Source organism: Yersinia canariae (genome assembly GCF_009831415.1).
Taxonomy (GTDB): domain Bacteria; phylum Pseudomonadota; class Gammaproteobacteria; order Enterobacterales; family Enterobacteriaceae; genus Yersinia; species Yersinia canariae.
The window spans coordinates 1812390-1825841 of sequence record NZ_CP043727.1; the positions used below are offsets into that span (position 1 = coordinate 1812390).

Sequence of the window (13452 nt, forward strand, 5' to 3'; positions counted from 1 at the left end):
ATAGCCCCGTCCTGTGCGGGGCTGTTGCTCATAAAAGACTGGAGAGTGCTTTTCCCATGCTGGAATCCCTGACTTTACATCCCATTGCCCTGATTAATGGCACCGTTAATTTACCCGGCTCTAAAAGTGTTTCTAACCGTGCACTTCTTCTGGCAGCGCTGGCCGAGGGGACGACCCAGCTGAATAACTTGTTAGACAGTGATGACATCCGCCATATGCTCAATGCACTACAGGCATTGGGAGTGAAATTTCGTCTTTCTGCTGACCGTACCCGCTGTGAAGTTGATGGTGTGGGTGGAAAACTGGTCGCAGAGCACCCCTTAGAACTGTTCTTAGGAAATGCCGGAACCGCGATGCGCCCATTGGCGGCGGCATTGTGTCTGGGCAACAATGACATCGTATTAACCGGTGAACCGCGTATGAAAGAGCGCCCAATTGGTCATTTGGTTGATGCATTACGTCAAGGGGGAGCTCAGATTGATTATCTGGAGCAAGAAAACTACCCACCATTGCGCTTGCGTGGTGGTTTGCGCGGAGGCAAATTGACGGTGGACGGCAGTGTTTCCAGCCAATTCCTGACGGCACTATTGATGACCGCGCCCTTAGCTGAGCAAGATACTGATATTCAGATTCAAGGGGAGTTGGTGTCCAAACCTTATATCGACATTACTCTGCATCTAATGAAAACTTTTGGTGTGGATGTTGAGCATGAAAACTATCAGGTTTTCCACATTAAAGGCGGGCAGACCTACCACTCACCCGGCACATATCTGGTTGAGGGCGATGCATCATCGGCATCTTATTTTCTCGCCGCCGCTGCTATTAAAGGCGGAACAGTGCGCGTGACCGGCATTGGTAAAAAAAGTGTACAGGGCGATACCAAGTTTGCTGATGTGCTGGAAAAAATGGGCGCAAAAGTCAGTTGGGGTGATGATTATATCGAGTGCAGCCGGGGGGAATTACACGGTATCGATATGGACATGAACCATATTCCAGATGCTGCGATGACGATTGCCACCACCGCATTATTTGCCGATGGCCCGACGGTTATCCGTAATATCTATAACTGGCGTGTGAAAGAAACCGACCGTTTATCCGCGATGGCGACAGAACTGAGAAAAGTAGGTGCTGAAGTGGAAGAGGGGCGAGATTACATCCGCGTGGTACCTCCTGCTAAGTTAATTGCTGCAGAAATAGGCACTTATAATGATCACCGCATGGCGATGTGCTTCTCGCTGGTGGCTTTATCGGATACGCCGGTGACTATTCTTGACCCTAAATGCACGGCAAAGACGTTCCCTGATTATTTCGAACAACTGGCCCGTTTGAGTCAGATAGCATAATCATCCGCTTAAGATGGGTGTCGCCCGGCACCCATCTTGATGAATTATGGTTACCAGAAAATAAATATTTACCTATCTATCTTTCCCATCTCTTCTACACTTCTGCTACCGCCTATGGTTTTATTTTCAGCAACTAAACCACCGCAGGGTAACAGTTCACTCCGATGCAGCGTATAATACGGCTCCTGTGTTTGCCCTACTGGGTAGACAAGAGGTTTTGCCTACCGAAAGGAGAGATAAATGACGGCGTCAGCCCCGGTGATAACCGTTGATGGACCAAGTGGTGCAGGTAAAGGTACGCTTTGCAAAGCATTGGCTGAATCGTTGGACTGGCGTTTGCTGGATTCCGGTGCGATTTACCGTGTTTTAGCTTTGGCGGCGTTGCATCATCAGGTCGATATCAGCACCGAAGAGGCATTAGTTCCACTTGCCGCACATCTCGATGTTCGTTTTGTCTCACAAAATGGGCAGTTGAAAGTCATTTTAGAAGGTGAGGACGTCAGTAATGAGATCCGCACTGAAACTGTGGGGAACACGGCATCTCAGGCGGCGGCTTTTCCGCGAGTGCGTGAAGCTTTATTACGTCGTCAGCGGGCTTTCCGTGAGCCTCCAGGCCTGATTGCTGATGGTCGCGATATGGGAACGGTGGTCTTTCCCGATGCGCCGGTAAAAATATTTCTTGATGCAAGTTCGCAAGAACGCGCACACCGACGTATGCTACAGTTGCAGGAAAAGGGGTTTAATGTTAACTTTGAACGTCTTTTGTCCGAGATACAGGAGCGAGATGATCGCGATCGTAATCGGGCTATTGCACCTTTAGTCCCTGCTGCAGATGCGTTGGTACTGGATTCAACCAGTATGTCAATCGAGCAGGTGATCGAACAGGCGCTGGCTTATGCCCAACGAATTCTAGCGTTGCCGTTAAAAAAATAACGACAACGCGGTCAGTTCTGAGCTCTCAACGATTTATTTTTTAAATAAAATTATTTTTGATGAGCACTTTAACCTTGCTGCAAGGATGTGTGGCGAGGCATGTGAAACAACCCCATCCGGCGGGATGCTAGATGGACGTTAAACTTAAGAATCCTGAAGATTATAAACATGACAGAATCTTTTGCTCAACTCTTTGAAGAATCCCTGAAAACAATTGAAACACGTCCGGGCTCTATCGTCCGTGGTGTTGTTGTTTCTATCGATAAAGATATCGTACTGGTTGACGCCGGTCTGAAATCTGAGTCAGCAATTCCAGCAGAACAGTTCAAGAACGCGCAAGGCGAACTGGAAATTCAAGTCGGCGACGAAGTTGATGTTGCACTGGACGCTGTTGAAGATGGCTTCGGTGAAACTCTGCTGTCCCGCGAGAAAGCTAAGCGTCATGAAGCATGGCTGATGCTGGAAAAAGCTTACGAAGAAGCTGCAACCGTTACTGGTGTGATCAACGGCAAAGTGAAGGGCGGCTTTACAGTCGAACTGAACGGCATCCGTGCGTTCTTACCTGGTTCACTGGTTGATGTGCGTCCAGTTCGCGATACTCTGCATCTGGAAGGCAAAGAGCTTGAGTTCAAAGTCATCAAGCTGGATCAGAAACGCAATAACGTCGTTGTTTCTCGTCGTGCAGTTATCGAATCTGAGAACAGTGCTGAGCGTGATCAATTGCTGGAAAACCTGCAAGAAGGCATGGAAGTTAAGGGTATCGTTAAGAACCTGACTGACTACGGTGCATTCGTTGATCTGGGCGGCGTTGATGGCTTGCTGCACATTACTGACATGGCTTGGAAACGTGTTAAACACCCAAGCGAAATCGTCAATGTGGGCGACGAAATCACTGTTAAAGTTCTGAAATTCGACCGCGAACGTACTCGTGTATCCCTTGGCTTGAAACAGCTGGGCGAAGATCCATGGGTTGCTATCGCTAAACGTTACCCAGAAAGCACCAGGCTGACTGGCCGTGTAACTAACCTGACTGATTACGGCTGCTTCGTAGAAATCGAAGAAGGCGTTGAAGGTTTAGTACACGTTTCAGAAATGGATTGGACCAACAAAAACATTCACCCGTCTAAAGTTGTTAACGTTGGCGACGTAGTGGAAGTTATGGTTCTGGACATCGATGAAGAACGTCGTCGTATTTCTCTGGGCCTGAAACAGTGCAAATCTAACCCATGGCAGCTGTTTGCAGAAACCCACAACAAAAACGACCGCGTTGAAGGTAAAATCAAGTCTATCACTGACTTTGGTATCTTCATCGGCCTGGACGGCGGCATCGACGGCCTGGTTCACCTGTCTGACATCTCCTGGAACGTTGCAGGCGAAGAAGCAGTTCGTGAATACAAGAAAGGCGACGAAATCGCAGCTGTGGTTCTGCAAGTTGACGCAGAACGTGAGCGTATCTCCTTGGGCGTAAAACAACTGGCGGAAGACCCGTTCAATAACTACCTGTCTGTTAACAAGAAAGGTGCTATTGTTACTGGTAAAGTAACTGCAGTTGACGCTAAAGGTGCTACAGTTGAATTGGCAGGCGGCGTAGAAGGTTATCTGCGTGCTTCCGAAGCAACTCGCGACCGCGTTGAAGATGCGACGCTGGTTCTGAACGTCGGTGATGAAGTTGAAGCCAAATATACTGGCGTTGACCGCAAAAACCGCGTAATCAGCCTGTCTGTTCGTGCGAAAGACGAAGCTGATGAGAAAGATGCTATTGCTACAGTGAACAACAAGCCGGAAGAAGGCAACTTCTCTAGCGCAATGGCAGAAGCGTTCAAAGCTGCAAAAGGCGAGTAATAATAACGGGGGCGGTTTTGTCCGCCCCTATACGGTAGTTTAGCTGCAAAGCTTGGAGGTAATATGACCAAGTCTGAACTTATTGAAAGACTTGCTGGCCAGCAATCTCATGTACCGGCTAAGGTCGTTGAGGATGCAGTGAAAGAAATGCTTGAACATATGGCTGGAACACTAGCTGAAGGTGAGCGCATTGAGATCCGCGGATTTGGCAGTTTTTCTCTTCACTACCGTGCTCCGCGTGTTGGTCGTAATCCAAAGACTGGTGCCAAAGTTGAGTTGGAAGGTAAGTACGTTCCACACTTTAAGCCGGGTAAAGAATTGCGTGATCGCGCTAATATCTACGGTTAAGTTGTCTACAACTAATCGCGTTATTATGTAAAGCTGATACGAAACGGTGCCTTTAATGGCACCGTTTTTATTTATGCCTCTATAACTTGGCAACCTATTGGTAGCAAAATACCTTCCCTGTACTTCCCCCGCTTATTTAAGATGCATCCCGCATTTCTTCTGCTGACTCTGCAACAAGATAAAACTGTTAGCGAGCCAACTCTGAACTCCTGCCATTGATACTGGCTCCATAGCACATCTCCATAGAAAATCAGTTTCTTACCATGAGGTGAGCGGATGGCAATGAGGCTATCTGAGATTTATAAAATGGACGGTTGCTTATCACTTTATCGATTGATCATGTTGCTTTTGCCATCATTGCCGGCCTTTTACCCCTAATTTGGCTACCTCAGCTACCTGGTGTTGAGCTCATTGGCGTGCTGCTGGTATTCGGGGGAATACTATGGGTTAGCGGTAATACCTATTGTCAGTGTCTTACATTGGTTTTGATGAGCTTTGCATGGGGCTGTTGGCACGGGGATAAGATACTGATGCAGATTGAGCAACTGACTAAGAGAGAACAACAAGTTGTTGCCACAATAAGCACCACACATCTGGCATGGGTTGAAGGTAATAAAGTTCTATTACAAATTCAGCAGGTCAATGGGAAGAGGGTGTTTCCCGCTATTAACGTCGCTGTGAAGTGGCAGGAGGGGCTTGGTTACTGTTCCGGGCAGCAATGGAAGCTTTGGCTACGCATGCGGGGTGTACATAGCTTACTCAATGAAGGTGGTTTTGACAGCCAACGTTGGGCTATAGCAAATAGGCGTCCCTTGCAAGGGCGGGTTATTAGGGCGGAATTACTGGACGCACGCTGTAATGCTCGGCAGCAAGTTATTCGTGTTATTGAACAACAACTTGAACCCTATAAACAGCGGCAGATCCTGCTGGCATTGGCTTTTGGTGAAAGGAGCCAACTGAATCCCCAGTATTGGGCATTGTTGCGTGATACTGGTACAGCTCACTTAATGGCAATTTCAGGCTTACACATTGCCATGGCAGCATTATTTGGTGGGGTGCTCGCACGAATGGTGCAGCTTTTACTGCCTGTTAATAGGCTGGGACCACTGTTTCCGCTGTTAACCGGTTGGCTTGTGGCGGTGACTTATGTTTGGCTAGCTGGCGCGAATCCACCAGCACTGAGGGCTGCTATAGCATTAACCTTGTGGCTATTGATTCGGATTTTTAGTGTTTCGTGTAACGCATGGCAAGTGTGGCTATGGGCATTGGCGCTAATTTTACTGAGTGATCCTCTTGCGATACTTTCAGACAGTTTTTGGCTCTCGTGTCTGGCGGTATTCAGCCTAATATGCTGGTTTTATTGGGTTCCACTTCCGCCGCGTTTTAAAACGGGCTGGCAGGGGAGTGCTATTCGTGGGCTCCATTTACAATTAGGTATGATGTTACTGTTAATGCCGCTGCAAATAGGCATGTTCCATGGCATCAGTTTATTTTCGATACCAGCAAACCTCTGGGCTGTGCCCCTTGTTTCTCTGATAACTGTTCCCTGCGTATTGCTAGCTCTGGCCTTTGCATTATTTCCGGCCATCTCAGGTCTGTTCTGGTCTATAGCTGATCTGTCGCTGGCGGCAGTTATGTTACCTCTAAGTCTGATGAGTTTGGGGTGGCTTCATACTGGCGTGGCATCAGTTTCTATCGCGTTCGGTGGTTGGCTGGCAATGCTTATCTGGCGTTTTGAATGGTGGCGCAATTATTCCATCGGCGTCATGGTGCTTTGTGTGAATTTGGTTTTGTTGACTCAGCGTCGTGATGAATACCAATGGCGTGTTGATATGTTGGATATTGGGCATGGCCTTGCGGTAGTCATTGAACGAAAGGGGAAAGCCATTATCTTTGATACAGGTAATCGCTGGGAGACGGGCAGCATAGCATCGACGGTGATTCTGCCTTATTTGCGCTGGCGGGGTATCACTGTTGAACAAATTATTCTCAGCCATGACCACCAGGATCATACTGGGGGATTATCTGATATTCAGGCCGCTTTTCCCATGGCAACGGTCCGTGCCCCTTTTCCCTTAAAAAACGTTGCAAATACTTTACCTTGTAAACAAGGGTTATCATGGCAGTGGCAAGGCTTAAATTTCAATGTGTTATGGCCTAGAAAGCAAACTGTGAATGCGCAGAATGATGATTCGTGTGTTATCCGTGTTGATGATGGAAAACACAGCTTATTACTGACAGGTGACCTCGAAATGCGAAGTGAAAGAGAGTTAATTAAAGAATATCGATCTAAATTAACCTCAACTGTATTACAGGTGCCACATCATGGGAGTAATACATCTTCAATCCCGCCGTTTCTGCGCGCCGTAAAGCCGGAGTTAGCTTTTGCTTCTGTTGCACGCTATAACCAATGGCGTCTCCCGGCTAGAAAAGTGACTCAGCGCTATCAAAAAAATAACATTATCTGGCGTGATACTTCGGTGTCTGGGCAACTAATTGTTTATTTTCACAGCGATGGTTGGCAAATTAATGGTTATAGGGAACAATTAATGCCTCGCTGGTATCACCAGCAATTTGGCGTTGGAGGCCATAATGAGTAGAATGGGCCGCTATTTCTTCTGGTGCTGGTATTTGCATGATTAATGATAAAGATCTATCCACTTGGCAGACGTTCCGTCGCCTCTGGCCATTGATCTCTCCTTATAAGACCGGTCTGGTGGTTGCGGCGATAGCATTAATCCTTAATGCCGCCAGTGACACCTTTATGTTGTCGTTGCTGAAACCCTTGCTAGACGATGGTTTTGGTAAAGCTAACAGCTCAATTTTAAAATGGATGCCTCTGGCCGTTATTGGTTTGATGGTGGTTCGTGGCATAACTGGTTTTGTTTCTAGCTATTGCATCTCATGGGTTTCAGGCAAAGTGGTGATGCACATCCGTCGCCGCTTATTCAGCCATATGATGGGGATGCCGGTTTCATTTTTTGACCAGCAATCAACCGGTACTCTGTTGTCACGCATCACTTATGATTCCGAGCAGGTAGCGGCTTCATCTTCTGGTGCATTGGTCACAGTCGTGCGCGAAGGGGCCTCTATTATCGGCCTATTTATCATGATGTTTTATTACAGCTGGCAATTGTCGCTGATTTTAATTGTCATCGCGCCGATTGTTTCAGTTTCTATTCGCTTGGTATCTAAGCGTTTTCGTAATATCAGTAAAAACATGCAAAGCACCATGGGGGAAGTGACCACGAGTGCAGAGCAAATGCTGAAAGGGCATAAAGAAGTCTTGATCTTCGGTGGACAAAAAGTAGAAACCGAGCGCTTTGAGGCTGTCAGCAATCGCATGCGCCAGCAAGGGATGAAACTGGTTTCTGCCTCTTCCATTTCAGACCCTATTATTCAGTTAATTGCCTCTTTTGCTTTAGCATTTGTACTGTATGCGGCCAGTTTCCCCAGTGTGATGGAAACTCTCACGGCCGGTACCATTACGGTAGTGTTCTCGGCCATGATTGCTCTGATGCGTCCGTTGAAGTCACTTACCAATGTGAATGCCCAGTTCCAGCGCGGTATGGCTGCTTGCCAAACTTTATTCACCATTCTGGATATGGAGCAGGAAAAGGATGAAGGCAAACGAGAAGTTGAACGTGCTAAAGGTGAGATAGAATTTCGTCATGTGACGTTCTACTATCCTGGCAAAGATACTCCGGCGCTGAATGACATCAACATGCATATCGAAGCAGGTAAAACTGTCGCATTGGTGGGGCGTTCTGGTTCTGGTAAATCAACTATCGCTAATTTATTGACTCGTTTTTATGATGTCAGTGAAGGCAGTATTCTGCTGGATGGTCATGATTTGCGGGAGTACCGGCTGGGAGCATTGCGCAATCAGGTGGCATTGGTATCGCAAAATGTTCATTTATTCAATGACACAGTTGCTAATAACATTGCTTATGCCCGTGATGAGCAATATAGCCGTGCTGAAATTGAAGAAGCTGCCCGCATGGCCTATGCCATGGACTTTATCAATAAAATGGAAAATGGCCTCGACACGGTTATTGGTGAAAACGGCATCATGCTCTCCGGTGGTCAGCGTCAGCGTATTGCCATTGCGCGCGCACTCCTACGGGATTGCCCAATATTGATTCTGGATGAAGCTACTTCTGCACTGGATACTGAATCTGAGCGAGCCATTCAATCCGCCTTGGACGAATTGCAGAAAAACCGGACTTCACTGGTCATTGCCCATCGATTGTCTACCATTGAAAAAGCAGATGAGATTCTGGTTATTGAAGATGGACGTATCGTGGAGCGCGGTATGCATGCAGAGCTTTTGGCGAAAAAAGGTGCTTATGCTCAGCTTAACCGTATGCAGTTTGGCCAATGATTGAGCGCATTTGGTCTGGGAAGTCTTGGTTGTATTTGCTCCTGCTGCCGTTATCTTGGTTATATGGGGCGATTACTGGGCTTATCCGTATCAGTTACACTCTGGGGCTGCGTTCGACATGGCGCTCCCCAGTGCCTGTTATCATCGTGGGCAACTTGACTGCGGGCGGGAATGGTAAAACACCCGTTGTTATTTGGTTAGTGGAACAACTGAAACTACGGGGCTACCGCGTTGGTGTTGTGTCCCGTGGTTACGGTGGTAAGTCAGATGTGTATCCGTTATTGCTCTCCAGTGAGACTACCACGGCTCAGGCTGGCGATGAGCCGGTTTTGATTTATCAACGAACAGGTGCTCCGGTCGCGGTTTCACCAAAGCGTTCAGAGGCTGTCAAAGCATTACTGAAATCTAATGATTTGGATTTCATTATCACTGATGATGGATTACAGCATTACGCACTACAGCGAGATTTTGAACTGGTCGTGATTGATGGTGTGCGCCGCTTTGGCAATGGCTGGTGGTTACCCGCAGGGCCGATGCGCGAGCGGGCAGGGCGGCTGCGCTCAGTTGATGCAGTGATAACTAATGGTGGCATTGCTGCTGCTGGTGAAATACCGATGCAATTGGTGGCATGTGACGCAATTAATTTAGTGACTGGCGAACGTTATCCCGCACAACAACTACAACATGTTGTTGCCATGGCTGGCATCGGCCATCCGCCGCGTTTTTTTGCCACACTGAATCTCCTTGGTATTGAACCTAAAAAAGAATATGCCTTTGCAGACCATCAGGACTATTCATTGTCTCAACTTAGCCCACTGATTTCAGGGCCAGAAATTTTGCTGATGACTGAAAAAGATGCTGTTAAGTGCCGGGTTTTTGCCCAGCCCAATTGGTGGTATTTGCCGGTAGATGCGCAGTTGCCTTCCGATCAGGCTGAACAATTGCTGCTTAAGATTCAGGCATTACCCCACCGCCCTGCATAATCTCAGTTAGAGACTCAGGGATGCGCGCTTCAGGGCCGCTGCGCATGCAGTGAGCGAGCGTTGCTGAGTTTCTTCGTACAGTTGCAGTTCATCAATAACATCACTCCCCAAGTCCCGCTGGAAATCCTGTTTACTAGAGTGGCCTGCAAAATGGCTTTGCCCTTTATCACCTAAATTTGACTGGAAAATACCTGCAGCGCTGACCGGCAGGAAATCTTCATAGACCAAAGGTTCAAATTGGATGAATCCGGCCTCAATTAGCTGGTCTAATGTTAAATTTTGCACTGATATCGCCGGTTCTTTAAGGCTCTTTTCAGTCGGAAAATAGCGGAAATAGGCAAGTCTTTCTGCCCGCATTATCGGGTAGTCATCTGGAAACTGGCTAAATTGTTCGTGCAGAATCGCCATATATTGCTCTGCATTCTGTTCATTCGCTGGAACGCGTAATTGATCTTGAGCTGCTTGTAACAAACGGTCATAAAGATGGCGACCTTTGGCCGTCAATGCTGCGCCGCGTTGTTCTATTTCGCCAAAACGGGCGGTGTGGTTCCCTTGAACAATATGCCCACCTGAGGATACAAAAGCGACTTTCTCTTCCAGTGCTTTGAAACTGGTTTGTCGCAGCAGTATTGGGCAATGACGTGGCGGTGGCCCTTCGATAACGGCTTTGGGGGTTATGTTGTACTTTGGCATTGCAGCTTGTACTGCATCGATATTTAGTGTCCGTGGGGTTAAGTGGTTAATATGTGGCCCCTTAAAAGCAACTACATCAGCAATTAATCGATGTTGATCATGTAGTTGTTGATAAATCTCGGCACTGACGGTCGCCTGGTTATGCCAGCGAAATGTTTCCAATGATTGAGTAATGAAATCATCGGCTTCATGGTGGGTCAGCCCGCCGGCCGTTTCATGCTGAACAATTAACTCGATAAGACGCGGAGTGAAAATGTTCCTTTTGGCAAGAATATCAGCCGCTTGTTGCCGCAGTTCTGGTTGTTCAATCAAATCTAAACGAAGTAAGGATGTAAAAATTCTAAATGGGCAGGCTTGCAGTGAGGCCTCATGTACCGCGCGAAATGCAGTCGAGTGAACAGGCACCCCTGCTGGGGCCAGGTCATAATACCCAACAGGAATCATGCCCATTATTGCAAACAAGCGGCGTAAAGTAGCAAGTTCGGCAGCAGTTCCTACACGAATGGCACCATGCCGCTCCATACTTAATCGTTCAATTTCCCCTGTTTGATGCAAATGTCGGGTTAGTTCTGGTGACTGCTCCAGAGTTTTACCATTGATTTCGGCAACCAGTTGTAATAAAGCACCATATAGTGGGACTTCGACCTGATACATATCCGACATAGCTCTGGAGAATCTGGCGCGAATCTCATCAGGATGAACAAATGGCTGGTGGGTCATAATCAGGTTGCTCCTTTTGGCCTGGAAGGGCACAAAATTGCCGAATAATGGTGTATATACTCAGTTTTTATTTTAGGTTGATATCGGTAAATTGTGGGGATCTCGCGGATAATATTGGTTTTTTATGCGCAGCATCTCATTGATGCTGCACTTAACTATCTATTCCCAGATAAAATAGTTGCGTGGCGATATGTTTTATGAGTAAATAGCCGCCGGCCTGTATTACAGACCTATTTATGTGTAAGAGTGTACGAGAGTAAAGCAAAGCAGTTCCTCCCAAAACGTTATCTTTTGATGCCGCTTCAAAGACGAACCTCCTAGTATCTCCGATAAATAACTCCCATAAGTAATGTTCGTGTTGCAGACCCGCTATTCCAATAGCGTTGAGTACACCATCCAAGACAGCCGCACGGGCCGGCTGCTGCAAGGTTGTTGCTCTGTAATTTAGCAATATACTGTTTGAATTATCTTGGAAATTGATGATGCTGATGTGTTAATCATCTATCCGGATAGCAAAATTCCAAAACCCGCACTTATGCGGTTTTTTTCATAAAATCAAGCTCATAGAGGTTTAATCAGAAAACTTTAGGATGGGCAACTGCATCTAAACAATAAATAAAAATGAGTTGTTAGGATGCCCAGTAAAAGGAAATTTATTATGACGTTAAAAATGGGTCGCGTGAAATGGTTCAACCAGTCCGAAGGCTACGGTTTCATTTCACCACACGACGGTAGTTTGGATGTGTATGTCAGCAAGACTGCTATTGCCAACACCAAAAACAAATCACTGAGTGAAGGGCAGGATGTTGAATTCTCTACTTATCGTAGTATTCACGGGCCGTCAGCAGCAGATGTAATCGCTTTCTAAGCAAACGGCTACCCTTGGGTAGCCGTTTCTATTTCGCAGGTGCTTCTATTTGTATTTTGCTGCTTAGTTGCTGAAGTTAGCAAACAGCGCAATAATTTTATGGAATACTTTCATTTCTTACTCGATAGTCATAATTGTGTGATGTTCGTCACAAAATAATACTCCCCAGAATTCAACATATCAATAACAAAACCAACATTTATCACTCCGTATTCTCAGCATTCTTACTTATATTGAGACTGGTTAACATAACTACTTGTTATCAATAACGGATATGAATGACGGCGTCGGCACAGTTAACCTGCATCGGCGGATATGCTATCCTCAACCACTTTCCTGCTGGCTAAACTCCATTCTGGAGGATGTATGGACCACCGTTTACTCGAAATTGTTGCTTGTCCCGTCTGCAACGGTAAGTTGTACTTCAATAAAGAAAATCTTGAGTTGGTATGCAAAGCTGACAATCTAGCTTATCCCGTGCGTGATGGCATACCGGTATTGTTAGAGAATGAAGCCCGCCCACTGTCAATTGATGAGAAGCACGCATGAGTTTCATTGCTATAATTCCCGCCCGTTATGCTTCAACCCGTCTACCTGGTAAGCCACTGGCTGATATTGCTGGCAAACCTATGGTGGTGCATGTGATGGAGCGAGCGCTGGCGTCAGGTGCTTCTCGGGTGATTGTGGCAACAGACCATCCAGAAGTGGTGAAAGCGGTTGAAGCAGCGGGCGGTGAAGTGTGTTTAACCCGTGCAGATCATCAATCCGGCACTGAGCGGTTAGCGGAAGTCATTGATCACTATGGTTTTGCTGATGACGATATTATCGTCAATGTGCAAGGGGATGAGCCACTGGTACCGCCGGTGATTATCCGTCAGGTGGCTGATAATCTGGCTGCATCCAGTGCAGGAATGGCGACATTAGCCGTACCCATTGAAAGTAGTGAAGAAGCCTTTAATCCTAATGCTGTTAAAGTGGTAATGGATGCTCAAGGGTATGCGTTGTATTTCTCCCGCGCAGCAATTCCGTGGGAAAGAGAACGTTTTGCTCAGTCTAAAAACACCATTGGTGATTGTTTCTTACGCCATATTGGCATCTATGCTTATCGCGCTGGGTTTGTTCGCCGCTATGTTAATTGGACACCGAGCAAACTTGAGCAAATAGAGCTATTAGAGCAACTTCGCGTGTTGTGGTACGGCGAAAAAATCCATGTTGCTGTGGCAAAGGCTGTTCCGGCGGTTGGGGTTGATACTCAAGAAGATTTAGACCGTGTGCGGGCTATCATGCTGCGCCAGTAATAAAATAAACAACTGAACTGCTGATTACGCCAGGCTCGAT

The 13452-nt window shown here is 46.9% G+C and carries 11 protein-coding genes; 10 read left to right on the top strand and 1 reads right to left on the bottom strand.

All coding sequences use genetic code 11. The features are described 5' to 3' along the window. Nucleotides 1–56: 56 nt before the first annotated feature. The 7 genes from aroA to lpxK all read left to right on the top strand — a co-directional run bounded on the left by aroA (nucleotide 57) and on the right by lpxK (nucleotide 9833). Nucleotides 57–1343, top strand: coding sequence for a 3-phosphoshikimate 1-carboxyvinyltransferase (aroA, locus tag F0T03_RS08405; RefSeq protein ID WP_159677813.1), 1287 nt, complete (start codon nucleotides 57–59; stop codon nucleotides 1341–1343). A gap of 240 nt (nucleotides 1344–1583) precedes the next feature. Then, complete coding sequence (cmk, locus tag F0T03_RS08410) at nucleotides 1584–2276, top strand: (d)CMP kinase (RefSeq protein ID WP_129195885.1); 693 nt, start codon at nucleotides 1584–1586, stop codon at nucleotides 2274–2276. Between the two features lie 168 nt (nucleotides 2277–2444). Continuing rightward, nucleotides 2445–4118, top strand: coding sequence for a 30S ribosomal protein S1 (gene rpsA, locus F0T03_RS08415; RefSeq protein WP_145555079.1), 1674 nt, complete (start codon nucleotides 2445–2447; stop codon nucleotides 4116–4118). Nucleotides 4119–4181: 63 nt separating this feature from the next. Beyond that, nucleotides 4182–4466, top strand: coding sequence for an integration host factor subunit beta (ihfB, locus tag F0T03_RS08420; protein WP_025378785.1), 285 nt, complete (start codon nucleotides 4182–4184; stop codon nucleotides 4464–4466). Nucleotides 4467–4780: 314 nt separating this feature from the next. Then, a complete protein-coding gene (locus F0T03_RS08425) occupies nucleotides 4781–7066 on the top strand; it encodes a ComEC family protein (RefSeq protein WP_159677815.1) in 2286 nt (761 codons plus the stop codon). A 35-nt stretch (nucleotides 7067–7101) separates the two neighbouring features. Then, entirely contained in the window at nucleotides 7102–8850 is a 1749-nt protein-coding gene (gene msbA, locus F0T03_RS08430) for a lipid A ABC transporter ATP-binding protein/permease MsbA (RefSeq protein ID WP_159677817.1), read from the top strand. Continuing rightward, entirely contained in the window at nucleotides 8847–9833 is a 987-nt protein-coding gene (gene lpxK, locus F0T03_RS08435; protein WP_145555082.1) for a tetraacyldisaccharide 4'-kinase, read from the top strand. The genes msbA and lpxK overlap by 4 nt, the downstream gene beginning before the upstream one ends. Before the next feature lie 6 nt (nucleotides 9834–9839). Here the strand turns inward: lpxK and hglS are convergent, their stop codons facing one another. After that, on the bottom strand, nucleotides 9840–11246 hold the full coding sequence (gene hglS, locus F0T03_RS08440) for a 2-oxoadipate dioxygenase/decarboxylase HglS (RefSeq protein WP_159677819.1): 1407 nt from the start codon (nucleotides 11244–11246) through the stop codon (nucleotides 9840–9842). Between the two features lie 658 nt (nucleotides 11247–11904). Between hglS and F0T03_RS08445 the strand changes: the two genes are divergently transcribed. The 3 genes from F0T03_RS08445 (at nucleotide 11905) to kdsB (ending at nucleotide 13412) form a co-directional block, all read left to right on the top strand. Further along, complete coding sequence (locus F0T03_RS08445) at nucleotides 11905–12114, top strand: cold-shock protein (RefSeq protein WP_005159937.1); 210 nt, start codon at nucleotides 11905–11907, stop codon at nucleotides 12112–12114. Between the two features lie 366 nt (nucleotides 12115–12480). Beyond that, on the top strand, nucleotides 12481–12663 hold the full coding sequence (locus tag F0T03_RS08450; RefSeq protein ID WP_004700032.1) for a Trm112 family protein: 183 nt from the start codon (nucleotides 12481–12483) through the stop codon (nucleotides 12661–12663). After that, complete coding sequence (kdsB, locus tag F0T03_RS08455) at nucleotides 12660–13412, top strand: 3-deoxy-manno-octulosonate cytidylyltransferase (protein WP_159677821.1); 753 nt, start codon at nucleotides 12660–12662, stop codon at nucleotides 13410–13412. The genes F0T03_RS08450 and kdsB overlap by 4 nt, the downstream gene beginning before the upstream one ends. The last annotated feature ends 40 nt before the right edge of the window (nucleotides 13413–13452 follow it).